Annotated in this window: 23 protein-coding genes; 14 read left to right on the top strand and 9 right to left on the bottom strand. The window is 47.9% G+C overall.

Annotated elements, in window-relative coordinates:
* Window positions 1-76: 76 nt before the first annotated feature.
* Window positions 77-628: a signal peptidase I gene (gene lepB, locus K331_RS0111945; protein WP_018887149.1), complete on the bottom strand. Its 552-nt coding sequence runs from the start codon at window positions 626-628 to the stop codon at window positions 77-79.
* A gap of 310 nt (window positions 629-938) precedes the next feature.
* Between lepB and mprF the strand changes: the two genes are divergently transcribed.
* Complete coding sequence (gene mprF, locus K331_RS0111940; RefSeq protein WP_028590465.1) at window positions 939-3,581, top strand: bifunctional lysylphosphatidylglycerol flippase/synthetase MprF; 2,643 nt, start codon at window positions 939-941, stop codon at window positions 3,579-3,581.
* Window positions 3,582-3,705: 124 nt separating this feature from the next.
* Here the strand turns inward: mprF and K331_RS0111935 are convergent, their stop codons facing one another.
* Entirely contained in the window at window positions 3,706-4,332 is a 627-nt protein-coding gene (locus tag K331_RS0111935) for a nitroreductase family protein (RefSeq protein ID WP_028590464.1), read from the bottom strand.
* Between the two features lie 303 nt (window positions 4,333-4,635).
* On the opposite strand from K331_RS0111935, the gene K331_RS0111930 reads away from it, so the two are divergent.
* The 10 genes from K331_RS0111930 to K331_RS0111885 all read left to right on the top strand — a co-directional run bounded on the left by K331_RS0111930 (window position 4,636) and on the right by K331_RS0111885 (window position 13,674).
* Entirely contained in the window at window positions 4,636-5,082 is a 447-nt protein-coding gene (locus tag K331_RS0111930; protein WP_028590463.1) for a disulfide oxidoreductase, read from the top strand.
* Window positions 5,083-5,324: 242 nt separating this feature from the next.
* Window positions 5,325-5,837, top strand: coding sequence for a CcdC family protein (locus K331_RS0111925; RefSeq protein WP_028590462.1), 513 nt, complete (start codon window positions 5,325-5,327; stop codon window positions 5,835-5,837).
* 503 nt (window positions 5,838-6,340) lie between these two features.
* Entirely contained in the window at window positions 6,341-7,129 is a 789-nt protein-coding gene (locus K331_RS30965; protein WP_028590461.1) for a class I SAM-dependent methyltransferase, read from the top strand.
* 66 nt (window positions 7,130-7,195) lie between these two features.
* The gene (locus tag K331_RS0111915) at window positions 7,196-7,723 is read left to right on the top strand and encodes a dCTP deaminase (RefSeq protein ID WP_028590460.1); all 528 of its coding nucleotides are present in this window, start codon (window positions 7,196-7,198) and stop codon (window positions 7,721-7,723) included.
* Window positions 7,724-7,752: 29 nt separating this feature from the next.
* On the top strand, window positions 7,753-8,274 hold the full coding sequence (gene dcd / locus K331_RS0111910; RefSeq protein ID WP_028590459.1) for a dCTP deaminase: 522 nt from the start codon (window positions 7,753-7,755) through the stop codon (window positions 8,272-8,274).
* Entirely contained in the window at window positions 8,271-9,278 is a 1,008-nt protein-coding gene (locus K331_RS0111905) for a hypothetical protein (protein ID WP_028590458.1), read from the top strand. The genes dcd and K331_RS0111905 overlap by 4 nt, the downstream gene beginning before the upstream one ends.
* 1 nt (window position 9,279) lies before the next feature.
* The gene (locus K331_RS0111900) at window positions 9,280-10,056 is read left to right on the top strand and encodes a metallophosphoesterase family protein (protein ID WP_028590457.1); all 777 of its coding nucleotides are present in this window, start codon (window positions 9,280-9,282) and stop codon (window positions 10,054-10,056) included.
* A gap of 3 nt (window positions 10,057-10,059) precedes the next feature.
* On the top strand, window positions 10,060-11,271 hold the full coding sequence (locus K331_RS0111895; protein ID WP_028590456.1) for an ATP-grasp domain-containing protein: 1,212 nt from the start codon (window positions 10,060-10,062) through the stop codon (window positions 11,269-11,271).
* Entirely contained in the window at window positions 11,268-12,515 is a 1,248-nt protein-coding gene (locus K331_RS0111890) for an MDR family MFS transporter (protein ID WP_051289805.1), read from the top strand. Before K331_RS0111895 ends, K331_RS0111890 begins: the two co-directional genes overlap by 4 nt.
* The gene (locus K331_RS0111885) at window positions 12,475-13,674 is read left to right on the top strand and encodes an ATP-grasp domain-containing protein (RefSeq protein WP_028590454.1); all 1,200 of its coding nucleotides are present in this window, start codon (window positions 12,475-12,477) and stop codon (window positions 13,672-13,674) included. Before K331_RS0111890 ends, K331_RS0111885 begins: the two co-directional genes overlap by 41 nt.
* 290 nt (window positions 13,675-13,964) lie before the next feature.
* Here K331_RS0111885 and map read toward each other — a convergent pair whose 3' ends face one another.
* Window positions 13,965-14,711: a type I methionyl aminopeptidase gene (gene map, locus K331_RS0111875; RefSeq protein WP_028590453.1), complete on the bottom strand. Its 747-nt coding sequence runs from the start codon at window positions 14,709-14,711 to the stop codon at window positions 13,965-13,967.
* Window positions 14,712-14,904: 193 nt separating this feature from the next.
* On the opposite strand from map, the gene gntK reads away from it, so the two are divergent.
* Window positions 14,905-16,464 (top strand): gluconokinase, encoded by a 1,560-nt coding sequence (gene gntK, locus K331_RS0111870; RefSeq protein WP_028590452.1) that lies wholly within the window; start codon window positions 14,905-14,907, stop codon window positions 16,462-16,464.
* A gap of 612 nt (window positions 16,465-17,076) precedes the next feature.
* On the opposite strand, the gene K331_RS0111860 is transcribed toward gntK, so the two are convergent.
* From K331_RS0111860 to K331_RS30960, 5 genes are all read right to left on the bottom strand, one after another.
* Complete coding sequence (locus K331_RS0111860) at window positions 17,077-18,441, bottom strand: DUF4179 domain-containing protein (protein WP_028590450.1); 1,365 nt, start codon at window positions 18,439-18,441, stop codon at window positions 17,077-17,079.
* Entirely contained in the window at window positions 18,428-18,967 is a 540-nt protein-coding gene (locus tag K331_RS0111855) for a sigma-70 family RNA polymerase sigma factor (protein WP_036634784.1), read from the bottom strand. The genes K331_RS0111860 and K331_RS0111855 overlap by 14 nt, the downstream gene beginning before the upstream one ends.
* Before the next feature lie 237 nt (window positions 18,968-19,204).
* Window positions 19,205-19,375 carry a hypothetical protein gene (locus K331_RS31890; protein ID WP_156897651.1) on the bottom strand — a complete coding sequence of 57 codons (171 nt, stop codon included), beginning with the start codon at window positions 19,373-19,375 and terminating at the stop codon, window positions 19,205-19,207.
* Window positions 19,376-19,453: 78 nt separating this feature from the next.
* Window positions 19,454-20,308, bottom strand: coding sequence for a serine/threonine protein kinase (locus K331_RS0111845; protein ID WP_028590448.1), 855 nt, complete (start codon window positions 20,306-20,308; stop codon window positions 19,454-19,456).
* 70 nt (window positions 20,309-20,378) lie between these two features.
* Window positions 20,379-21,338, bottom strand: a complete 960-nt coding sequence (locus K331_RS30960) for a MerR family transcriptional regulator (protein ID WP_051289804.1) — start codon at window positions 21,336-21,338, stop codon at window positions 20,379-20,381.
* A gap of 374 nt (window positions 21,339-21,712) precedes the next feature.
* Between K331_RS30960 and K331_RS0111835 the strand changes: the two genes are divergently transcribed.
* Window positions 21,713-22,666: an L-lactate dehydrogenase gene (locus tag K331_RS0111835; RefSeq protein ID WP_028590447.1), complete on the top strand. Its 954-nt coding sequence runs from the start codon at window positions 21,713-21,715 to the stop codon at window positions 22,664-22,666.
* Between the two features lie 242 nt (window positions 22,667-22,908).
* On the opposite strand, the gene K331_RS0111830 is transcribed toward K331_RS0111835, so the two are convergent.
* Window positions 22,909-24,264 (bottom strand): right-handed parallel beta-helix repeat-containing protein, encoded by a 1,356-nt coding sequence (locus K331_RS0111830; RefSeq protein WP_051289803.1) that lies wholly within the window; start codon window positions 24,262-24,264, stop codon window positions 22,909-22,911.
* Between the two features lie 358 nt (window positions 24,265-24,622).
* On the opposite strand from K331_RS0111830, the gene K331_RS0111825 reads away from it, so the two are divergent.
* Window positions 24,623-26,380 (top strand): alpha-glycosidase, encoded by a 1,758-nt coding sequence (locus K331_RS0111825; protein WP_028590445.1) that lies wholly within the window; start codon window positions 24,623-24,625, stop codon window positions 26,378-26,380.
* Window positions 26,381-26,431 lie beyond the last annotated feature (51 nt).

The raw sequence follows: 26,431 nt of genomic DNA, 5'->3' as shown, positions 1-26,431 counted from the left end.
TTGCTGACGGCGATATCACTCATGTAGCGAGTGTATTATCTAACTATAATGAACGCAGCCTACTTGCTCCAGCGCTCTAATTCAGCTTCTTACCAATCACATGACTGAGCGGAATGAAACCAAGCACCCGGCTGTCGTTACTGTTATTGCGATTATCTCCCATCACGAAGACGTAGCCCTCAGGCACGTCCCACGTCTGATCCCCCTGATCCATCATCTCTTCCTTGATATATGGCTCATTCAGCAGTGTACCATTCAAATATACCTGACCTTGATTCAGCTCAAGCTCGTCGCCAGCCTTGGCGATTACACGCTTCACATAGATGGAATCCGTCGGCTCATCGCTCAGCCAGCGCATGATAGGCTGCTCCATGATATCATCCCGAATGGTGCGCGCCTCATGTACACGACTATCAATAATGACTATATCCCCGCGCTCTATCGTTCCCGGGAACGTATTCGGAATCTTGGATACTAGCACCTTCTGTTGGTCATGTAACGTCGGGTCCATAGAATGACCTTCAACCGTATAAGGTTGAATACCAAAAATACCGATAACTAATGTAATGACGATCGCAATCCCAAAGGAGCATATCCAGCTCAGCATACTTTTGAAGAACTTTACCATGAATCATCTCTCCCGTACAATCTAGCTTAAATTCTATATGATCTGGATTAGAAATCTTACGATTGTTCAGATCTGTTAATCCTAGTATACACTTTCTAGTAAAAAGAAAGCCAATCTCTCACTACAGTTGTGTAAAATAACGGGCCCCGTACAATGATTTTACAATTCGAGGTCCTGAAACTTGAATTTGTGTATTAATGTAGTATTATGAACCAAGGCTTCAACAATTGCGTATGTACTTATGGATTCATTACAGGTTGTGCCGCTAAGGCACGAATGATGTGCTCAAGATTACCAGGTAGGTGAAAATATGCTTCCTTTCAGAGAGCGCTTAGCATCTCTCAAAATCATTCAACTGGTGGTCTCCGCCTATCAGAAACGAATTGTACGCCTGATCATTCCGGTAGTTATTATTACCCTGGTCGTGTGGCTGGGTAGCCGGGAGCTGCAATCCATTAATCCGGGACGCATGCTGAACGAGCTGCGGGGCTTATCATCTGGCTCCATCGTCTTCATGTTCATATTCTCGCTGATTGCTGCTGCTGTCATGAGCTCCTATGATTTTGTGATTCGGCGCCATTTCAAGCTGGAGGTCACCCGCTGGGCAGCCTTTCGGTATGGATGGATCGCCAACACCTTCAATAATGCCTTTGGCTTCGCCGGCTTTACAGGAGCGGGCTTGCGGGCTCTGCTGTACAAGAAGAGCGGTGTACCACTCAAGACCATTACGACTGCGGTCATCTTCCTATCGCCTATTGTAATTATTGGTCTGTCTCTACTGGCATGGGCATGTATTCTGCATATTCTGCCCGTAGGTGCCATGCTGCAGGAATATTCCTGGCTTCGCTGGGCTGTATGGGGGATGGCAGCGTACTTTCCAGTATTTATGCTGCTTCAGCGCACACCCATGTTCGGCAAATGGTTCAACAAAGGTGAGGGACAAATTCCGTGGAAGACCATTCTGGCCTTCCTCCTCTCCTCGGTGCTGGAATGGCTGTTCGCAGGCCTTGCATTTGCCGTGGCCGCACTTCAGATTTTGGATGGCCTTCCAATAGACGCCTTGATCGGGATTTATGTCGTGGCGGCTATTGCCGGCATTATCAGTCTCGCACCAGGCGGTCTGGGCGCATTCGATGTCACCACACTGCTAGGCCTCCAACTGCTGGGGGTAGACGCGGATCGTGCTGTCACCGTCCTGCTGCTCTTCCGACTGTTCTACTTCGTCATCCCTTGGCTCATCGGGATGGTGCTGGCAGCCCTTGAAATGATGCCCGGACGGGAGAAGCTTGGAGAGCTTGCCGGAGCTGGCTGGACCTATTCGCTGAACAAATGGCAGCGGTTCTGGGGCTGGCCTGGGCAGTTCCGCTTCCTGGCTGACCTTAGCGTATGGGCACTGAGCAAGCTGGTGCTGATCGCCGGCGCAGTCTTGCTGCTATCGGCTGCTGTACCTGGTCTGCTATACAGGCTTCGCTGGGCCGAGCATCTGCTGACGCTACCGATCATGCGGCTGTCCCACGATATTTCCGTTATGATCGGGATTATGCTCATTGTGCTGTCTCACGGCATATCGCTGCGGATCAAGCGAGCACTGCGGCTGACACTCGTGCTACTCCTTGCCGGGGCCGTCTTCACCTTCGTGAAGGGACTGGATTTCGAGGAGGCGAGCTACCTATTGTTCGTTGCCCTGATGCTGTGGCTGTCCCGCTCTCGCTTTTACCGGATTGGAGCACCGCTGCGGAGGACGAATCTGTTCATCTGGGGCGGTATATCGGTCCTTGTGACCGGAGTCTACCTCTTGATTGGGGCTGGTGGCTATCGTTATTTCTCACACTGGCTGCCGCAAGGTATGAACTCGCATCTGTTCATTGGCCCGAATCGAATCGCAATTACAGCGGTCCTCAGCCTGCTGTTCGCCTGGATTTTCCTGACGATGTATCTGGTGCTTCGCCCTCAGCGCAGCAGATCCGAGCAATTGGATGAGGAAGCCTTGGACAAGCTTGAGCAATTCCTGGAGGACGAGGACGGTCATCTGCTGACACACATGCTATTCCTTGGCGACAAGCATCTCTACTGGGCCTGTGATGGCAACGTATTGATTCCATATGCACGCACCCGCAACAAGCTGGTCGTGCTCGGTGATCCATTGGGCCCGCGGGAGCAAATTAGCCGAGCTATACAGGAATTCCAGCAGTATGCGGATCGCTACGCCCTGCTCGTGGTATTTTACCAGGTGTCCCCAGACTACCTGCCCATCTATCACGAGAATGGATACCGCTTCTTCAAGCTGGGGGAGGTGGCTCTTGTCAAGCTGGGGGAATTCACCATCTCCGGGAAGAAGAACACGCCACTACGGACCGTCAGGAACCGTTACGACCGGGAGGGCTATTCCTTTGCCATGGTGCATCCTCCATTGACTCCATCCCTGCTGGAGCAGCTTGAGCATGTATCATGCGAGTGGCTCAAGGGACGCAAGGAAAAAGGCTATTCTCTCGGCTGGTTCCAGGAATCTTATCTGTCTCGTGCACCAGTAGCGCTCGTACGCAATCCAGATGGGGATATTATCGCATTCGCTTCTTTGGCCCCAGCCTATGACGGGGATGACAAGATCGCCATTGATCTCATGCGACATCTACCTGATGCTCCAAATGGCACGATGGACTATCTGTTCACTCATGTCATGGAATGGGCGCGGGAGGAGGGCTACACGACCTTTAGTCTCGGAATGGCACCACTGTCCAGCGTCGGACAGAACGAGAAGGCTCTGCGTGAAGAACGCATGGCACGGCTGGTCTTTCAATACGGTGGTAACTGGTACGGATTTCAGGGACTCAGGCGGTATAAGGAAAAGTTCAACCCCTCGTGGGAGCCACGTTATCTGGCCTATCCCTCCTCGGTGTCATTGCCCATTCTGACCGCCGACCTGCTGTATTTGGTCTCAAAAAAGATGAAATAGCACCAAAAGAGGGACTGCCTTCGTTCACCACAGCTAGTGGCGACGAGGCAGTCCCTCTTCGCATAATATTTATAACTTATATTGTTCGTTAACAGGATAAGCTTGGTCAGGAATATGACATTTCTTAGAAGCTGCCGCGTACAACTACGTCTTCCAGTGGCAGGCGACCTGATGGACGAGCAGGCTCCAGTGCTGTTCCTACCGTAATCAGCATAACTGGAATGTAACGCTGAGGAATCTGGAAGCTCTCGATCAGCTGTGCTGGATTGAAGCCGCCCATAGCGCAAGTGTCATAGCCAAGAGATTTGGCAGCCAGCATGATGTTCTGTGCAGCCAGAGAAGCATTCAGGATTGCAGAATCACGCGCTACCTGCGGATTTTGATAAGCTCCGTTAATTTGTCCTACCAGTGCATCACGCACTTCAGCCGGCAGGAAGCCATTATCAACAGCCTGATCATAAATAAATGTATTGCGGTTAGCCTCAAGATCACCAAGGACGGCAATCGTCACATTGCTATCTGCAACCTGGCTTTGATTGTAAGCGATAGGCAGCAGCTTCTGCTTGTCAGCCTCACTTTCAACCACGAGGAATTTCCAATGCTGAAGATTCCAAGCAGATGGAGCTTGGCCAGCAGCACGCAGGATCGCTTGCAGATGCTCCTCAGGAAGAGCTGCATCCTTTACATATTTCTTGACAGCATGACGCTCGCTAATGACACGCAGCGTCTCGTTATGTTCAATGTTAGACATGGTTCACACTCCTAAAAATATAAATATTGTTTTCGCGAATCGGCGACAGCGAGCTCCTCGTCCACGGATCTCCGAAAACTACCTCAACCCAGCAAGGATGCACCATGACTTACGGCTCACGTAGTCTTCGGAAAATCAACAAATGTAATTTTATTAGTTACAACTAATAAAGTCAAGCATAGCTTTACATAATCAGGTGAACCTAGATATGATGTTAACAGATTCAAATAATAGCGGCTCATGAAGGGATGTTATCCTACTTCAGGACGAGCCAGATTATACTATATAAAAAGGGGATTTCTTATGCTTGGTTACAAAAAAAGCGATCTGGTTCTCTTCGGTGCATGGGTCGTCGCATGTATCGCCACACTAGGGAGCCTGTATCTCAGCGAATATCTGGGATACGAGCCCTGCAAGCTCTGCTGGTATCAGCGTATTCTGATGTATCCACTCACCGTGCTGCTAGGGATTGCCTATTTCCGTGGTGATACGGGTGTTCGTACCTACGTGCTGCCACTGGCAGGGATCGGCGCAGCCATCTCAACCTATCATGTCATTATTCAACGGATTGCTGCTTCCCGCACTTCTGCACCCTCAGGCGGTACCGCTTGTGGTCGTGTCTCCTGTGAGAATGACTATTTGAACTGGTTCGGATTCATTACGATCCCAATGCTGGCCTTGATTGCCTTCATCATGATTATTGGCGCCATGCTGTACCTGGTTCGAACAGAGCGCAGTAGCAACAACTGATCGTTGGCATCCCAAGAGTAACTGTATATTATAACCATCAAGGGTTATACTGTAGTCTGTTACATAACCTGCTCTCATATTCTGTATAACCACGCCGAAGGAGCATTACAGTTCAATCACAGCTGAATGGATATCGACTGCGAGCATCAGGCCTACTAAATATGGTATACTATTGTAGTTAAAATTCAAGATATCAACAATACGTCATAAAAGCAACTGCATCTCCAGAAGGAGGTTCCTGCATGTTTCAGATTAACCCGACTTACCTGCAATATGGCGCTACGTTTGGCATGCTTACCATAGCGCTGATGGCTATTTTCATACGTATGAAGGTCGGACACCGTCCGGTGAACAGCAAGACAATTATTATGCCCCCTGTAGGCATGGCGACAGGATTTGCGATGTTTGTCGTACCGGATGTACGTATCCCACTGTTATGGGCGCTTGCTTCGTTCTTGATCGGATGGTTCATTTTCTCCTATCCGCTCATTCGCAGCACTCGCTTCGAAGTACAGCAGGGTCAAGTATTTGTCCAGCGCTCGCGGGCATTCTTCTTCATTCTGCTTACGCTGCTGGCTGTGAGACTACTGCTGCACGAGCTCGTCTATATGTACATTTCCATCCCACAGACGGCAGGTGTATTCTTCATTCTCGCCTTCGGCACACTGACCCACTGGCGACTCTATATGTACAAGGAGTATCGCAAAATCCAGCCAACTGCCCCTGCCGATCCGCATTCGCGGAAGGAAATGTAGCCGGCGAAGGAACCTTAACAGTCCATTAACAACATACAACGAACAACATGAGGCAGTCATCAGGAGTGAACTGCACCCCAATTGTTAGACACCATCTAGCAGTTGGAGGTGCAGTTTTTTTGTCCAAGTTTAATTTAGAATTGGTTTAAGTTGTTAGTCAGAAGCTGTATCTATCGCACGTCCAGGTTGCCTAAATAAAATGTCAACTTTTTGGGGTCACTTCACCTTAGATGGCTGTTTTTTTGCCCCCCCGAGTCACACTAAGCACTCTGTTGCTTCACTCCAATTCTGCACTTGACTGGTCCTATCTCCTGCTTATCATGTAATTTCGCAGTAAATTACAAAATTTTTATTGTATTAAATTGGTTAATGATTATAATCATTTGTATAAATGACTTTTACATAGTTTTGTAGATTTTTTTACAAAAAATCGAATTGAATTCCTTCTTCACTGCTCCGTTTTATCCAAAATCCATTTTTTCTAAACAGGAGGCTCTCTAATTATGCTCGTGCCCAACCATATTTGGACAGAAGAAGAACTGCAAGGAAACATTCATTACAATGAAGATGTAACCAGCATGATTGAAAAAAACACCTGGCATCATTTATTCGAATCCCCTCAATGGATTCTGTTGAACCCGGCAGAAGAGATCATCAATTTTTATTACAAATATGTGGATAGTCCAAGTAAACAATTTCGGGAAAGAGCCACCCTCCGGGGCAACAAACTGCATGATTTGGGCTGTGGTGGCGGGAGGCACCTCTACTATTTTGCGGAGCTTGGTTTTGACGTCACTGGCAGTGATCTTTCGACGAATGCAATTGACTTTACACGTTCCGAACTGCAGCGCAGAAATGTGGAGGCACGACTGAATCTGTGCCCGATGACGGAATTGCCGTATGATGATAACGAATTTGACATTACGATTTCAAGAGCAGTCATTAATCACGGAACATTACAGGACATCAAGAAAGTGATCTACGAAGTAGCACGCACTACGAAGCCTGGCGGGTTGTTTTTTGTTACCTTCTCCTCAGAACGTGCCTCTGATTGGAAGAAAGGCATTGAAGTCGTCAAAGATATCACTTATATTCCAGTCGATGGACCTGAGAAAGGCCTGACTCATACCTTCTTAAGCGCCACCAATGCCGCTGCACTATTAGAGCCGTTTTTCATTATCGAAGAGTTATATATTTCAGAACATCCACCTCTGATGCCCAAGGCACCTGGTGCTACAGATGAAAACGAGTATTTCGGATCAGAGTATGTAGTGATTGGAATACGCCGATAGCCGCTGTTAACCAAGTTATTGTGCCTGTAATTACTATGCTAAACGAATTATACAAAGGTGATCACAATGATTCTAACTGGCCCGGAAATTATCAAGGAAGTGATGAATGAACGACTTCACATTAAACCTTTCTTGATAGAGAATGTTAACCCAAACAGCTACAATTATAGGTTAGGAACCTCTCTGCTGGAGATTACCGACCAAGTCATTGATTCCGCTGAGAGAGCAAATGTTAAAGAAATTCATTTAACAGAGCAGGGACACACCCTCCTACCTGGCAAGCTATACCTGGGTAGTACGGTTGAGGAGATTGGAAGTGATCACTATGTGACACAATTAATCGGAAGATCCTCTGTAGGCAGATTAGGGCTTTTTCTCCAGATCACTGCACAGCTAGGGCACATCGGCTCCAAACATTGCTGGACGTTGGAACTGAAGTGTGTACAACCAGTGAAGGTGTATCCGTATATGAAAATAGGACAGGTCAGCTTCTGGTCAGTTGAGGGTGACAAAACATCTAGCTATAACGGGAAGTATCATGGTTATAACAAGCCTCATATCAGTGAAGTATTTCGTGAATTCAGCCACCAGTAAAGGCCAATCAGCAGTAATGGAGGAATCTTATGATTCTAACAGGACATGAAATTAGGGAACAGATTTTGTCAGGTAAAATTATTGTGGAGCCATTTGATGAAAAGTCTATTAACCCCAACTCTATTAATTTCAGGTTAGGCGACTTTGTTAAGGTATATAAAAATAAAGTATTGGACCCGAAAGTAAAGCAGGAGGTTGAAGTCATCCCCATTCCAGACCAGGGGCTTGTGCTTCTACCAGACACCTTATATCTCGGATATACCATGGAGAAGATGGGGAGCAACCATTATGTCCCTATTTTGAGTGGCCGCTCTTCAACAGGGAGATTGGGGCTTTTCGTCCATATTACTGCGGACTTGATTGATATAGGTTCCATTAATCATTGGACATTGCAGATGCACGCCATTCAGCCCATTCGGATTTATAAAGGCATGCTGATTGGTCAGGTGACTTTTTGGAAGACTCAGGGGGACATCTTGTTATACGAAGGGAAATATCAAGGAAGCACTGGGCCCATGGAGTCGCAAATCTGGAAGGATTTCATGGTATGATTCTGCCGTTGGATGACCAGTATACTCCATTCCCTCCCGAACTCATTTCAAAAAGTCATTATGGAGTCATTCAGTCCTTTCGTAGCTATTTCTCTTCCCAAGGGTATCATGAGCATACGCCTGTTGATATCAATTCTAGATTAGACCCTTCAGTGTATTTCATTGGTTCAACCATTAGTGTCCTTAAACCATATTTATTCGCAGCGTCCATTCCTGAGCCTGGATTGTTTCTTGTTCAAAGATGTGTACGTACACAAAATAGCAAGCTTCTGCTCACAGACAGCGAGATGCCTAAATGGGCTTCTTATTTTCAAAGTATAGGTACACTTTCTCCCATTACAAAGTTAAAGCAAGTGTGCATGGATGTCTGGCATTTTTTGCACATCAGCTTAGGAATTCCTAAGCATGACATCATGATCAGAGCTTCCTCTCGCGATCAAGACTTGTTGGAGTTCTGGAGAGAAATGAATGACGGGCCATGTCTGGATATCGATTCATTTCCTATCTCATATTATCGTCACCAGTATGGTCACGAAGAATGGCATGGCCGAAATATTAACTTTGCACTCAGACAGCAAGGTGGACAGCATTTTTCAGACATCGGCAATTTGATTGTTCTGGAGCACCGAGATGGTCAGGCAGGTGGCGTTGAACTTGCGTTCGGCATTAGTACCTTGAATGCAAGAAAATTTAGTCTCAAGCATCCCATTGAGGCCTCTTTAATTAGCACTGCTATTCCATTTGACCTTCTTCGGACCTGCAAGCTTGCTGACGCAATGGCAGTCGCACTACATCTAACAAGAGAACGATTACGACCAACTGCCTCGAATACACGCGGCAGAATACTTCGAACCTATATTCGCGGAATTGACTATTTATCAAGACAAGCCAGGTTGAATCCCTCCCAAGTACAGCAATGCATTCAGCTCTATGAGCTAGAGGAATATGGGGCAGTCTCCGATGCAAGCGAATTGATCCATAACTATTTGATCAAAGGAGTATAACGTGATTATTGGCATCGTATCCGATATCCATGAAGATATAACACGTCTCAAAGAAGCACTTGTCTTATTTGAAAAAAGAAATGTCACTGAACTCGTATGCCTCGGCGATCTGGTTGGCTTCTCTGTTCCTTACTACACTTACTTTGACACAAGAAACTCCAATGAAGTTGTCCAGATCATCAGAGAGCAATGTACTCACTGTGTCATTGGGAATCACGATTTATATGCTATACAGCGAATTCCTGATCAGCGCTCACACTTTAACTATCCTGAACATTGGTATGAATTAGACTTTGAGGAGCGCAAGCGCCTCGCCTCTGGAGAAGTTTTTCTGTACGAGGACAACGAGCTTCCGTCGCTGTTATCCTCCAAAAATAAAGAATACCTTCTGTCATTACCAGAACATGTAGTCATGGATGCTGGAGATCATAATATCCTGCTGTCCCATTATGCCTATCCAGACTGCACGGGTTCATCGACCTGTGAGGTAACTGAGCCCCCGCAATTACAACAACATTGGGATTTCATGCTTAGTCAGCAGTGTCTATATAGCTTCTCTGGTAATGATCATTTTGAAGGAGTACGCTTATTTACAGCAACTAGACGTATTGATTATTCCTTCGAAGCTATCCAGTTACCGAATGATGCATTATGGCTGCATGGCCCGACTATTTCACAAGGAACCTTTAACAACGGTTGTATGATCTATGACACCCAGAGCCGCACACTTGAAGCTATTCCCTTGCATTCCACAACTCACACTGTATTGAGGAGATAGAGTATGCGTAAGCACATTTTATTTGTTGAGAGTAGAGAATCACTGCCTGGCATTGAATTCTGCAAGCAGCAGGGCTGGTATGTGACATTAATAACAGCTGATCCATCCTTCTACCAGCCAGCCAGACTGGAGCTCGCAGATCAAGTAATCCAAGTGAACACTTTTGACGAACAGATCGTTGTTGACTTTATTAGCGAACATCACGTACAACATCCTATTCATGCTGTAATCTCACTTAGCGATCTGTATGTTATACCTGCAACTGCAGCTGCTAGAGCCATCGGAGTACCTACCATGGACCCTGATGCTACAAAAAGAGCAAGAAACAAATGGGCAACACGCGTAATCTGCAAACAACATGGAATACCTTCACCAAAGTCGATATTAGCTCACACACTTGATGAAGCTCTGACAGCAGCTAAGACGATCAATTACCCTTGTATTATAAAACCATGCGACGGTGCAAGCAGCCTAGGCGTAAGATGTGTCCACAATGAAGTACAATTGCAGCACGCCTATCAGGAATACATGGCTAATAGATCCTTAGGTAAAGGGTTATACGCCGGAACGAATATATTAATAGAAGAGTATTTGGAAGGGAACATATATAGCGTTGAAGCCTTTACTTATCACGGGACGACTCAGATCCTAGGGCTTACAGATCGTCAATTAATCGGTTTCCCTAAATTTGTCGAGAAATCAGGAACCTTTCCTGTAGATACAGCATTCCAGCAACAATCCATCGAAATCGTTCACGAATGTCTCACGAAGCTGGGCATTGACTTTGGTGCCTCCCATACAGAGATCGTCCACACTACAACAGGCCCATATATTATTGAAGTGAATCCCAGAATGGGCGGCGGACCTATTCATGACTTGATATATCATGCAACGGGGATTGACTTTGTCAATGAAATATTGAAGGCTCACATGGGGCTTACCCCAATCTTCACTCCATCCCACAGCAAAGTTGCATCTGCAAGTATGTTGTATGCCTCAACTCAAGGGATATTAAGCTCAGTGAGACAGACACAAGCTATTGTAGATCATCCCAAGGTCAAACAGTTTGAAATTGCAAAATTGGGCTCACAAGTCCAGACTCCCGAATCCAATTTTGACAGCATTGGAAAGCTAGTCGTTGTAGGGGACACCGAGCTTGACGTCAGGCAGACAATTCAGCACCTGGAATCTCAGCTTGAGTTCGTTGTTGAATGATGGAGACCAGACATTCAGGACCCAGCAAGCTGAACTTTTGGAGAGAATATCATCCGACAGTCTACGTGCTCCTATTCGGTACTATCTTTACCCGAATGGCCTCCTCCATGTGCATACCATATCTTATCATTTACTTGGTCAAGCGTGGTGGTGTAGACCTAGCCACAGCAGGTTTTATAATTGGCATAGCGTCTTTATTCGGAACTGTTGCGGGCTATTGGGGTAGTGGGCTTTCCGATTACATCGGAAGAAAAAAAGTCATGGTCTTCTGTCTGTTCCTAGTAGGTATTTCATTCATATCGTTGTTTCTATCTAGCTCCATCTTCTTGCTGGCGCTGTTCAACACTCTGCAAGTCATATGCCGATCTATCTTTGAGCCAGTAAGCCAAGCACTTGCAGCCGATCTCACACCGGATGACAAGAGAGCCAAAGTATTCTCCCTACGGTATGCCGCCCTCAACATTGGCGTGTCTGTTGGTCCTCCATTAGGAGCTCTGCTTAGTGTTACATATGGCTCGCTACCATTTCTGATTACAGGCATTATTTTCAGTATATATGCTTTTTTTCTCTGCCTCATTATCCAAGACTCGCATCCAAGACGCCTGAAGGAATCTGTAAAGAAGCCCTCTGTCAATTACCAGATCCTCATCCATAAGGATGGAACTCCTTTAAGACTTATTCTGATGGGAGGAATCCTCGGTATGATCGGCTATGCACAAATGAACACAACGCTAGCCAGTCATATAGGCAGCAGTTTTGAGAACGGGCTTGTACTTTTTTCTGGTCTCCTGTCACTAAATGCAATTCTGGTTATCTTATTTCAAATGCAAGTAGCCAAGCTCTTCTATAAGTATTCCTTATTGAACTGTATCCTGTTCGGGAATCTATTGTACGTGCTATCCAATCTTGGCTATGCCTATTCTACCCATTGGATCATGCTAGGTGTGTCCATGATTCTTTTTACTTTTGGTGAAATGCTAACTTTCCCGGCTGGTGATCTCCTAATTGATCGTATTGCGCCTGAAGATAAAAGAGGACTCTATTATGGTGCGAAAAATATCATCAATCTTGGTAACTTTCTGGGTCCGTGGATAGGCGGCTTATTGCTATCCTACAGCAGCAAGTTGTTATTTATAACGATGGCAGTCATAACACTAGTAGATTCTCTATTCTACTGGATGGGTATTCGAAAGGGGAATCACAATGGCCGTAGCATTACTTCACAAGTCCAAGAGAAGTTCTGACTATTATAAATGGTTAGAGTCGCTTAATGAGGATCTTTATCTGATCTCGGCTTATCTGCATCCAGAGGAACAGGAACATTATACAGCCGCTATCCACACAGACGATTATTTATCCATTTCTACGATAGATGAATTATTAAATATCGCTAGTCATTCTCCTCTTCGTCAGATTATCACCTTTGCTGAAGAGGATATTATTCGAGTCGCCGAGCTTAGAGAGAAGCTGCAGATTTCAGGACAGGGCGTAGAAAGTGCTGTAGCTTACCGTGACAAGGTCCAGATGAAAACTTGGATGTCTAGATACGATATTCCTTGTGCAGACTTTCAAGCGCTAACGACAATGACGGATGTATTACAATTTAAAGACGCTCACGGCTATCCTTTTATTTTCAAGCCAATTGATGGCTTTGGTAGCATGAGAACACAAATAATAAGGAATGATCACGATCTGCATCTATTAACAGAAGCCTATGGGCAAGATGATCTAAGCAGGTATATGTTAGAGACTTTTATAGAAGGCGATATGCACAGCTCCAACGGGATTGCCATCCAAGGAAAAATACGCTTCTGTTCCATTAATCGTTATTCTACAGGTGGGCTACACTATCAGGACTCTGAGCCTGATCACCTGGTTACAATGCTAGCTGAGGATGATCCACTGTACGAGCGTATTCTACTGTTCACACAACAGGTAATAGACGCTTTACCTACACCAGAAGTTATGGTTTTTCATTGCGAGTTATTTGTTAGAGATGAGGATCTAATATTCTGTGAAATTGCCAGCAGACCTCCTGGAGGCTACATGTGTGAAGGAATCTGGCATGCAAATAGCGTTGATCTAAAAGAGGCCTTCGTCAAGCTGACTTGTGGCATAGAGTATGAATTAACGGATCGAAAGCAAACTAATTTAACCGCCATATATTACATACAAAAACGTGAGGGCAAGCTACTGTGTCAGCCTAATCATTTTCCCTTTGACTGGGTTAAGGAGCACATCATACTATGTCAAAGCGGGCAATGGTATAACAAAAGCGCGCACAGTGCGGATTTTGTTGCCACTATCGTTTTTACAGGCACAACGACCGAGGAATTAATGGATAGATATCATATAATTAAACAATATTGTACAGATCATGTATTGTGGGAAACCTCGTCTTGAGGTGAAGAACCAAGGTTTCTCAAGAATCCTTAGTGGTTGAATAACAACGAAGTGTTATTAGTGAAGTGGAAGAAAAACGTATAGAGGAATGTTAGTTAGTCAGAAGAAACGCTCATACAAAGAACGTTTCTTTTTGTTATTTCGAATCCAATTACATTCTGAATTTGAGCTAATAGCTTAGAGTCATCTACATTGGCTTTTTCGATATAAACATTCATCCTCCTGCCCCTTCCATCTCAATTTAAAACAAACAAGACTAACCGATATGGCTAGCCTTGTTCATCGTACGATTACTGCTCCGTCAAAATTACAGGTCCATCTGCAGTAATTGCAATCGTATGCTCATATTGTGCGGATAATCCACCATCCAATGTGCGCGCTGTCCATCCGTCCTCATCAATCTTACAGCGATAAGTGCCTGTGTTCAGCATCGGCTCGATCGTAATGACCATGCCTTCCTTCAGGCGCGTGCCGCGGTGCGGAGGTCCATAGTGAGGAACCTGCGGCTCCTCATGCATCTTCTCGCCAATACCATGACCGATGAAGTCACGCACGACGGACACACCCTCTGCTTCCGCAAATACCTGAATAGCATTAGAGATATCGCCGATGCGATTGCCGATCACAGCCTGCTCAATCCCTTTGTACAAGGATTCCTTCGTTACATCCAGCAGCTTGCCAGCTTGCTCGGATACGTTACCCACGGCATAGGACCAGGCCGAGTCTGCGAGCCAGCCATTCAGGTTCACAACCATATCAATCGTTACGATATCGCCATCCTGCAGTGGTGTCTTGTTCGGGAATCCGTGGCAGATCACATCATTCACCGATCCACAGGTAGCATACGGATATCCGTTATATCCCTTCTGCTCAGGAGTAGCTCCATTCTTGCGCATGAAGGCTTCCGCAAAGGCGTCGATCTCCATCGTGCTAATGCCTGGACGAATCAGCTTCGCAATCTCCCTATGGCAGGCTGCGAGAATCTCTCCCGCCTTCTTCATATGTTCTATCTGTTCTTTCGTCTTCAAAATAATCATCAGGTGGTCTCCTTAACATGGTTAAAATGCAAATACAGCTTCCTACGCTTATAGCTTACTGTATATTGTATCTCGAAACGACAAGAATTGAAACGTTGTTGGCCCGGCTTGCAGTTAGAAAGTACAAAAGCTTATGATAATTGTAACTTTCCATAATATAAGCAAGACGGGACCTTTGAGAGGAGGAAACAGCTTGACCGCACCACAATATATGATTGGCGTAGATATCGGAACTACCAGCACCAAGGCCGTGCTTTTCGAGGAACAGGGACATGTCCTTGCCCAGCATCATGTCGGATACCCGCTAGACACCCCCGAGCCTGGGGCTGCCGAGCAGGACCCTAAGGCTATTCTGGAGGCTGTATTAACTGTGACCAAAGAGGTTATGGACAAGAGCAAGGTTGCCCCTGAGTCTGTTCTCTTCGTATCCTTCAGCTCAGCCATGCATAGCATTCTGGCCGTGGATGCAGACGGCGAACCCCTCACAGCCTGCATTACCTGGGCAGACAATCGAAGCGCCGATTGGACCCGCGTCCTGACTGAACAATTGAACGGGCATGAGATCTACAGACGAACTGGAACACCGATCCATCCTATGTCTCCATTAACCAAGCTAATGTGGATCACTCGTGATCTGCCACAGATCGCTGAACGCGCCTCTAAGTACATTTCCATCAAAGAATATATATTTGCCAAGCTGTTCGGTGAATATGTCATCGATCATTCCATCGCCTCTGCTACAGGTATGCTGAATCTGAAGCAGCTCGATTGGGATGCCGAAGCCTTGGCGGTAGCTGGCGTTACCCCGGACCAGCTCTCGAAGCTGGTCCCGACGACTCATATTATGAAAGGGCTTCAACCAGACTATGCCAAGCACATGGGACTGGACCCAGCCACTCCATTCGTCGTTGGAGCCAGTGACGGGGTACTCTCGAATCTGGGTGTGAATGCCACCGAGCCCGGGGTCGTGGCTGTCACCATCGGTACCAGTGGCGCCATTCGAACCGTTGTAGACGAGCCCGTCACGGACCCGAAAGGACGATTCTTCTGCTACGCTCTGGCAGAGGGCAAATGGGTCATTGGCGGACCTGTCAACAACGGCGGTATCATCTTCCGATGGATACGAGATGAATTCGCGGCTTCGGAGGTCGAGACAGCCAAGCGGCTAGGACTAGACCCATATCATGTATTGACGAAGATCGCTGAGCAGGTGCCTGCTGGGTCAGAGGGGCTATTGTTCCATCCTTATCTTTCGGGTGAGCGTGCTCCACTCTGGAACCCGCAGGCGAGGGGTTCTTTCTTCGGCTTGACGTTGCGGCACAAGAAGGAGCATATGATCCGCTCTGCACTGGAGGGCGTACTGTTCAATCTATACAGTGTAATGCTTGCCATGGAGGAGGTCATTGGTCGTCCTGCATTGATTCATGCCACGGGTGGCTTTGCCCGCTCGGAGCTGTGGCGGCAGATGATGGCGGATATTTTCGACCAGGAGGTCGTCATTCCCGAGAGTCTGGAGAGCTCCTGTCTCGGAGCAGTCATTCTGGGGCTGTATGCGCTGGAACGGATTCCGACGCTGGATGGAGCAAGCTATATGATGGGCACCACATATCGGCACAAGCCTGTTCACAGCCATGTCGGGGTATATCGTGAGCTGCTGCCGATCTACATTCGCCTATCCCGTAAGTTCGAGGAGGAATACAGCGAGCTAGCCAGCTTGCAGAATCGCCTTACTCAAGAGACCCCGAAGCAGTAGCATAGTGATGATGGATAGTGTGAAAGGGTATCGTGAGAGGCATCGTGGACATGAAGAAGCGTAAAGGTTCGACTTTTAGCTTGCCAAAGCTTGAAACCATACCGGGACACGAGCCGTATATGATGAAAAGCTAAAATTTTAAATACAAGGAGTGTCGAATATATGCTACGCAAAATAATAAACAAGCTTCTTCATTCCACATCCTCATCCTCGCATAAACGCCATTACAGCAGCTCCCGCGGAAAGCAATACAAGCGGTATTCGAGCAGCGATCATGGCAGAGGCTATAGACGTAAGATGTCCTCTTCGGATCTGAAATACGGTAATCGTTCACACGGTCAGGATTACTACAAGAACAGACACAGACGTTATTCCAGCTCCTAATCTGTAAAGGCTATGCAGCTATGCAGCTATAAGGCTGATAAGCTATAAGGCAATAGTGCATTAGCCTCTAGGCACCACCTTGAGAGCTTAGCCTTCGAGCATCAGTAACTGAGCAACAATCTTTGAGGAAAATTCGATGAGCAATAGCATCTAAAGCGAGCAGTACAGTAGCCTTCACCCATGATCCTACGAGGTGAAGGCTGCTTGGCTTGATGTGATCTGTGGCAATCAAGGAACTAGGGTCATACTCTCTCCATCATAGATTATGCTGCCTGCAAAACTTTTGAAACTGAACGTGAGCGGCTGATTGTATTGCTGATCTTTCAGAATGATGATTAGAGAGTCCTCTCCTGTATTTCCTTTAGCTCCAATGTCCATACTAAAATCGTACTTCTGTCCATTCGCATCTGCCCAATCAAATGTTTCGAATGAATAGGGCGGAGAACCTGCAAGCTTTAGAGAAACCCATTTCTTCCCCCCTTCCTCGCGAATAATACTGCTCTTGATTCGGTCATCCGATGCGTACACCTGCTCGTTACGCTCCGTATCCAGCTTGATTTTGATATCTGTGTCAAACTTGAAGCTCATACCTCCCAGCGTAAAACGCATAGGCGTAGCTTCCCGATACCAGCTGCCTGGGAAATAGATCGTATGCTGTCCGCTACTGTTGTCTATATCCTGATACATATGCAAAATCTCGCTAAACTGATGATCCTTACCGAGCTGCAATCGAGGATCGAGCAGGTGATACGTTGGCCGATTCTTGACATCAACCTCCCGAATCTTCACATCCGTGCGAAGTGGGGTCTGCGTAAAGCCTTCAAGCACATACTCCTTCTCACCGATCTTGAATGGCTTCTCGATCACGGCCTCTCGGTGCAAGTCAGCGAATCTGCTCTGGTCCAATTGTACCTCCGTCTCGAACCATCGCCCATTATGCAATCCACCAGTCTTGCTCTCCTCCTGAATATATCCCGTTAGCCTGAATTCAGATGGTACATATTCTCCTGTTGGAAAGTCGAAGGCAATCTTATTTTCCTCCTTTATGATCTGACCCTCCATCATATATGGCATATAGATAGCAGATGTAGGCTTGCCGTCTCGATCCAGAAGATGTAGCTTGTTATTCTCAAGGATCACCTTATTTGAGGTAGATGAATTAGTCAGATTGTAGAACACAATAACACGCTGTGAATCGGCAATCGCACCATCAATCTGCATAACATAAGGTCCAGACTCCTGCGTCTGATTCAATGACTGATATAATCCATGCTCGACAGCCTGTAACAGGGTATTATCCTTCTCCACAAGCTTCTGTACATACGTCGGAAGTGCAGCTACGGCATCCGAGGAAGCGGGCTTGGCAGGCTCCCCCTGCGGCATATAGTATAGTGAGGCCAAGATAGCCAGACAGATCGCAAGGCCTGCCCCACCCCATCTCAGGATATAAGCAAAGCGGCGGCCACGTTTTCGCTCCGCCGCCTGTCGCAGCCCTTGCTTCATCGCTTGTTCCAGCTGAACCTCCTGAATTCTTCTTTCCGCCAAACGGCTGTCTTCAAAATATCTGCGCAGCTGCTCCTCATGCTCTCCCATGCTGCACCTCACCTCCAGTCTCCAGCTTGCCCTTCATGAGCTTCAATCCCTTGTACAACCAGGTTTTTATCGTTCCTTCGGGCTTGTCTAATACTCTTGCGATCTCCTGGATCGTCATATCTTGATAGTATTTCAGCACGAGCACATCTCTGTACTTGGGCTTCATGTGCGCCAGAGCCTCCTGCAAATCAAGCTTGCTGTCGCTAATCATTTCGCTCGTCGTCTGACTCTCATGATTGAACAAGGGCTGGAATCGTTTGCGTCGCTTCAGCTCATCGGCGCAAATATTCATCAGGATGCGGATGAGCCAAGGAATCATGGTCTCTGGCTCCCGCAGGCCACCACATTTGAGCCATCCCCGGCACACGGTCTCCTGAAGGGCTTCCAGGGCATCAGCCTCAGAATGCAAGTAGCTATAGGCAATCCCGTACAAGCGTCTTCTATGCGCAGCAATCAATTGCTGAAATGCCTCTTCATCCCCGGCACAGGCCCTCTCTGCAAGCTGCTTTTCTTCCACTAGCTCCATGATGCAATACTCCTCTCCATTCGCATGCTATGAACTCGGCCGAATCTTATCATGCTATTAAAGAGACTTCACAGCCCCGCAGAAAGTTTTGACTAATTCGTTTTTTTCTTCCACACATGACAAAACACCCTTGGCCTGCATCGGCTTCATCCGATACGGCACAAGAGTGTATTGGACACAGAGATCACGTGACTCAGTGACTGTGACTGGTACTTGAATTAACAGTAGCTAAGTCGACTAGCAGATGAATAACATCTGCGCAATAATTACCAACAGAATGAACAGGACAAGAATGGCGCCTGTAGAGGTCCATGGCCCTGGACAATATCCATAGCTAGGCCCGTAGGAACCTCCTTTATCACCCCCGTACGCCGGCCCCATTCCCATGTTCTTCGCTTTACCGCTCATGCACAGCACCCCTTTCGCTCATTTTCCATATCATCCTATGTAGACGATCGTATAAGCGTAAGGGACAATATCCCATTTTCAATGAAATTCGCCCGCTAGTTGGGTGTGCAGTTGCTGTAGATCATGGCGCAATTCAAGCGTATTCTCATAGCAGGAGCCTAATTGCAGCAGACGCTCCAATATATGACGAGTGCCACGATGCAGTTGCAGCTCCTGCTCCCAGCCTGCAGGCGGCTGCTTCGGTGCAGATGACAGCGACTCGGTAACCTCAACAGTCTCATACGACGTATAAAGCAGGAACAACAGATGATGTCCCAGATCGTAGAGATCACTCTGAATGACCGGGAGACGTCGCTGTGGATCACGCTCATTTAGTAGCTGTTGAATGGCCGCTGTAGCTGGCTCTTCCCCACTCGGCAAAGCAAGGCCAAAATCAATCAGATACAGATCTTCGCCATGCAGGATGACGTTAGGAATTCGCAAATCCATATGCACGAAGCCACGCTCATGCACATACTCCACCAGATCCAGCAGGGACAGCATATAAGATACGCATTCCCGCTCATTGAATTGGTGCTGCTCCTGAAAGATCAATTCCTCCATGTTGCGTCCTTCGACAAACGTTGTCACTATATATTGTCGCTTTTTACAGGTAAAGGCCGCCTTAAGTGCAGGAATACGCGGATGCTCCAGCTGACTTAAGGCAGTGGCCTCCTGCTTCAGCAGCAGCTCTCCTCTTGCCTTCTTGCTTGGTCGAGCTTGCTTGAGCGCATAGATCCGCCCATCCTGCTTGTCCGTGCACGCGTAGGTCAGGCCATAACTACCCTCACCCAGCAATTCATGTATTTTGTAGCGGTCGGCAATGATCTCCCCCGGCTCACAAGGATAATCCTGCCATGCTTCAATGCTCCTCCGTATATATCCTAAGACCACTGTTCCTCCTAGCGTAAGAGGATGGACTGTCGCCATCTTTACAGTCCCATTATATCATTAGCCAGCAGCCCTATGCCTCCCTGCTCTTGCGCGGCACCAGACCCAGTAGAGCAAAGATAGAGCTGCGGGTCTTCTTTTTACGACCTTGGTACGTACGTAGACTGGTGATCAGCTGACGATCACGCTCCTCCTCCGTCCTTTCCTTGATCCAATTCTTCTGCTCCTCCAACTGGGCAGTCAGCTGGCTATTCAGCTGTTGCAGCTGTAGCTGTCCTTCCTCCAGTTCCTCAATACGGCGATACAGCTTGTCCCAGTCCGGGCTTAGGGCCTCATGGCGGAGAGATATTTGCTGCTCTGTCTGCGGTGTCTGCGGTGTCTGTGCTGGCTGATCTGAGCCCCCAGCCTGATCGGACTGCATGGATGAACCCGATTGTATAGGTTGATCTAATGGTAGTCGCTGACCTGATGATAGCGGCTGATCAGACTGCAGCACGGAATTAGACTGCAGCTCCCCGACGGCTGATTCCATATGAATGTCCTGTCCTAAAGTTTCGTTCAATTCCCTCCGCGACAGTGAAGGCTGATCCTCCTCCATTCGTTCTGCCTTCGCTTTGCCCGTGTACTCCTTCTCGGATGCTGCCGCTGTGACTGCCTCCACAAGATACCTCAGCTCATCGCCCTTTTCGGCCCTTTTGGCCGAATACAGGAGCATTGCCGGCTCTTCCTCCATCCCACTTGTCACGCTCATCCCTACGCTCCCTGAATTATGAATATCGTGTTCTGCACGCTGTCCATCTTCCGCGAACAAAGCCTGTTCCACAGCCTCTGACAGCAGCAAATTATTTTCCCTCAATGCCGTCTTCAGCAGCCTGAACCGTTCCATATCCTTCTGAGAGAACATTCTGGACTGGTTCGCCGCTCGCTCAAAGCGGTACCCCTTCTCCTCCATTGCAGCAGCGTACTTACGAAGCGTACTTGTTCCTACGCCAAGCTTTCTGGCGATATCGGCGGTTGACTTCAGCTCTTGCATTCGTAATCCCTCCTGAATCTATAATGGATGCAGCCTTCTGACATGACGGCTCGTCTACCGAAGGGTAACCTCGGCTTTTCGCAATGTAATTCCAATTCGCTTTTAGAGCGGCGATCTCCTTTGGCTGAATTCTTCTAATATTGAGGATTACTAAGAACTTTTGTCGTTCGCGCATTCGTCAGTTTTCTTGTCATGAAATGATCAAAAAACTGTCGGTTTTATCGCTTGTTCACCTGTATTTTTCTGGCATGAAATGTTTTAGGATAGAAATATCTATAATTCAATTGCATTATGTGAAGAAACGTGACGTATACCTGGGCTTTTGCATAGACTATATTAAGAAGGATGTTCATCCACATAGGAGGCTGTATCGAATGAAAGGGAAAACGCGTAAAGTGGCTGTGATCGGTGCGGGGATGGTAGGCTCCAGCTGTGCCTATTCCATGGTGAATCAGGCGGTATGTGATGAAATCTTGATTATTGACCGTTCCAGCGACCGGGCTCTCGCCCAAGCCCTTGATCTGTCCCATTGCATGGATTTCACCCATACTCGAACCAAGGTCTACCCAGGCACCTGCGCTGATTGTGCAGATATGGACGTAGTGATTCTGACGGCTGGAGCCAACCCACAACCAGGGCAATCCAGACTGACCGTCTTGGAGGCAACAGCTACTATCATTCAGAATGTTGTTCAAGAGGTGATGGACAGTGGCTTTCAGGGGATATTCGTAATTGCCTCCAATCCGGTGGATGTCGTAACCTGTCTTGTGCGGCAGCTCTCAGGCTTCCCGCGCTCCAAGGTCATTGGCACCGGTACATCCATCGACAGCTCCCGCTTAAAGACACTGCTCTCGGAGGTATTTGCCATTGATCCCCGCAGCGTCTCCGGGTACGCATTAGGTGAGCATGGCGAATCACAGTTCGTCGCCTGGTCACACGTCACTATTGGCGGCAAGCCTATCCTTCATATCCTACGGCAGCATCAGGACCGGTTCGCTCATGTGGACCTGGAGGACATCGAGCGCAAGACGCGTGATGCTGGCTGGGAGATTTTCACCCGTAAGGGCTCCACTCAGTTCGGAATTGGAAATGCACTGGCCTACATCACACGCTCCATCCTGAACGATGATCGCAAGATTACAGCCGTATCAGCGGTGCTCGAAGGAGAATACGGCCATTCCGGGCTTGCCATCGGGGTACCGGCGATTATTGGCGGGGCAGGAATTCAGGAGGTTGTAGAGCTGGAGCTCACAGCGGAGGAACAGGTCAAATTCAATCAATCCTGCAATATCATCCAGCAAAGCCTCGACCAACTCTCTGTCGTGTAATCACTTCTTCAAAAATAGACCGCCGCCCCAGAGAAGTTGAGCGGATCGAAGAGCCAACAACGCTCACAGATCATCTCATCCCGGGGCAGGCGGCCTTTTGTTCACGTGCACATTTTACAAACTCACACTTTATGGATAGCTTCATACAAGCTAGATATACGTAGCATGTACTCCTGACCTGTGTACCTATCTCGACAGGGTCCCAAGTAACCAGCTACAAGCTGCATCAACGCTTCATCCTGTTAGCGTGCACCGACATTCGTACCAGCTGGCGTTCCGGACCCAATCAGATCACTGCCTGTTGCCAGCTTCAGGAAATTGCCAAGCTGCAGGGAGCCATCTGCATTCCGAATGACTGAAGGACTGAGGCTGGCAAAGTCCTCTGCACTCACGACCAAGCCTTTGGCATTCGTGCTCTTCTTGTTCTTCCACCATACGTTAGAGCTATCGGTATCCGTACCACTAGTCTTATCGCTGCTTCCACCATTAAAGGACAGATTATTCGTGAAGATATGCGTTCCTTTATCAAAGGCAAAATTGCTCTGACCGTTGGCCCATGAAGTATTATTCTTCATGCTGATGCTGCCCGGGTTGCTGTTATACGTGAAGCCATGCTTTTTATTCTGAAAAGCAATACTGTTCGTCACAATATGATCAACACTGATCTTCTCACCGCCCAGCTTGAAGCCGTTGCCATCACTGTTGGAGGTCGAGGTACCGTCCTCTGTCTGTCCATTCTGATAGGCGATACTATTGCGTATTGTGACTACGCCGATAGCGCCCGTATCCGACTTGGAGTAGAGATCCCATCCATCGTCTACATTATATGCCGCCAAGCACTCATCAAAGACATTGCCTGGACCAACGGTCAGCTTGGCTGCGAAGCCGTCTGCATCCTCACCATCATCTGGATCAAAGTTGTTGTGCGAATAGGAACGAATGACTTCATTGTAGCTAGGCCACTCACTCTTGGCTGCGGTTGAGCTGTAGCGTGCGATTTGAATCCCTGTGTCACGATTATGATGCGCTTCTATATTTTCGAGACGGTTATAGCTCCCCCCGATGAATACGCCATTATCTCCGGCTCCCTTGATCTCAAGACCCTTCACGAGCCAATAGTCGCCAAATAATTGTAAGCCCCGATTCGCCGAGGCGAATTCCTGAGCAGAGAAATCAAGAACAGGCTTCTCACTTCCATACGCTACGAGCCCCTTACGGCTACCGGATGTACCGCTATTCCCGCGCTCAACGGTAATCGTCTGTCCATAGCTGTACGTGCCTCCACGCATATAGATCGTTTTGCCAGGTGCAATCTGGGTTAACGCTGCCTCCAATGTCATTGGACTGCTTAACGTACCCGGATTGGTTGCGCTTCCATTAGGGGCTACATAAAGATCCGTAGTAGCCAAGCTAATGACTGCTTCCTCCGGCTGCACCTCAGAAGCCAGAATATAAGATGGAGATGCATAGTAAGCGCTTCCAGCAATGAGAGCCGCAACAACCCCTGTGATTACTGTAGTCGAAGACCATTTCGATTTGGAACGGGTATGGGCTCGTCCTGCACTTGCAGTGTTACGATTGGATTTGATTGTACTCAATGGATATTCCTCCTTTGAATTATGAATCATGTCAATCCTACGGCCGTCTCCACGCTCTTAGCTCCCGTAAGAGCCTCTCCCCTCCTTAATGGTCGATTGGGCGCTGCTTGTACACAACCGCTGTAATACGTGAGCAGCCTAAAGCCTGTACACAAGTACATCATACACAGATCAGGTATTATATTCCAGTGCTTTTTCTTACATTCGTCCTGAAATTTTGTTTTTTTTTGGAATTTGGAGCACAATAGATGTCGTATGCCCGGCATACTTCTTCTAACCTGTTACAAAGAACAGGGCTTGCGGGTAATGATTAGCTAACCTGTTACCGAATCCTCCAACCCAAAAGGAGTGAATGTCCATGCTACTGGAGGCAGTACACCATGATCCGAAGCGCAACTGGGCTTTTGGATATGACGAGAAGACCATCTATCTTCGTCTGCGCACGAAGAAGAACGAGATGACTGAGGTTCATGCGCTAACCAGAGATAAATATGACTGGGAGCGGACTCGTGAGCTCATCCCTATGTACAAGTTCGCTACCGACAGCCGATTCGATTATTACGAATGCAAGGTCCAGCCACGCCACCGTCGTCTGAAATACAGCTTTCTCCTGTGCTCGGGGGAAGAGCAGCTATGGATGGTTGAGCATGATTTCGTAACAGAAGAGCCGGAGAATCCCGACCGCATGTTCCAATATCCTTTTCTTAACCCTATCGATATTCTCCGACCCCCTGCTTGGGTCAAGGATGCTGTGTTCTATCAGATCTTCCCGGAACGCTTCGCCAATGGCGATCCGTCCCTTAATCCTCCAGGGACTGAGGCCTGGGGCGGACAGCCACGGTTCGACAACTTCTTCGGCGGGGACCTGCAAGGCGTGCTGAATCATCTGGATTACCTGGAGAGCCTTGGCATAACAGCTATCTACTTCACTCCTGTGTTCCAGGCGACAACTAATCATAAATACGATACCGAGGATTATATGAAGGTGGACGCCCACTTCGGCGATGCCGCTCTGCTGAAGACGCTGGTGAATGCGTGCCATGCACGAGGAATCCGGGTGCTGCTGGATGCCGTGTTCAATCATTCCGGCAGGACCTTCGCTCCGTTTGTGGATTTGCTGGAGAAGGGAGAGGCCTCCTCCTATAGAGACTGGTTCCATGTACATAGCTTTCCCTTGACTGTAAATGATGGCACACCTACCTACGATACATTCGCGCTGGAGCCGATGATGCCCAAGCTGAATACAGAGCATCCCGAGGTGAGGAGCTATCTGCTGCAGGTAGCCGAATACTGGACGAAGGAGATCGGTATCGATGGCTGGCGCCTGGACGTTGCCGATGAGGTAGATCATGCCTTCTGGCGAGCCTTTCGTACGACCGTGAAATCCATCAATCCCGAGGCTTATATTCTGGGAGAAATGTGGAATGATTCTGTCGAGTGGCTGCAGGGTGATCAGTTCGATGCCACGATGAACTACCCTTTTACTAGGTCGGTTATTGATTTCTTCGTGGATAATAAGACGGATGCCGAGCAGTTCGCCTTCTCCATCGGCAATCAACTGGCCCGCTATCCTCGTCAGGCTGCCGAGGTTGCCTTCAACCTGCTGGACAGTCACGATACTCCGCGCCTGCTCACCCTCTGCAAGGGAGACACACGGCTCATGAAGCTAGCGGCGCTCTTCCAGTTCACCTACCTCGGCACACCATGTATCTACTATGGCGATGAGATTGGCATGGATGGCGGGGCAGACCCGGATTGTCGAAAATGCATGCAATGGGACGAGGAGCTGCAGGATCGTGAGCTGTTCGCCTTCTATCAGGAATTGATTCAGATGCGGAACGAGCACCCTGCTCTGCGTGCTGAAGGAAGCTTCCGCTTTCTGGAGGCGAAGGCGGGGAGTGGCTTAATTGTCTACGAACGTCGCTCACACCAAGAGCATCTCCTGATTCTGCTCAACCGTGAGAACCATCCGCAAGCAGTCAGGGTGGCATTAGAGGCAACAGGTGCGACACCTCTGAAGCCACGATATGGCCATTCGCAGGGAGTCCTCCATGAAGACATTCTGGAGACGGAATTGCCGCCCTTCGGTTACGCAGTATGGCAAGGCGCCTTGTAGATTGTTAGAGGTGATCAGGCCTGCCCCCACGAATCTCTGATCCGCTAGGAA

The organism is Paenibacillus massiliensis subsp. panacisoli DSM 21345 (assembly GCF_000426545.1).
Lineage (GTDB): Bacteria > Bacillota > Bacilli > Paenibacillales > Paenibacillaceae > Paenibacillus > Paenibacillus panacisoli.
The sequence above is the reverse complement of the archived record's forward strand: the minus strand, read 5'-3'. Positions and strand labels throughout refer to the sequence as shown.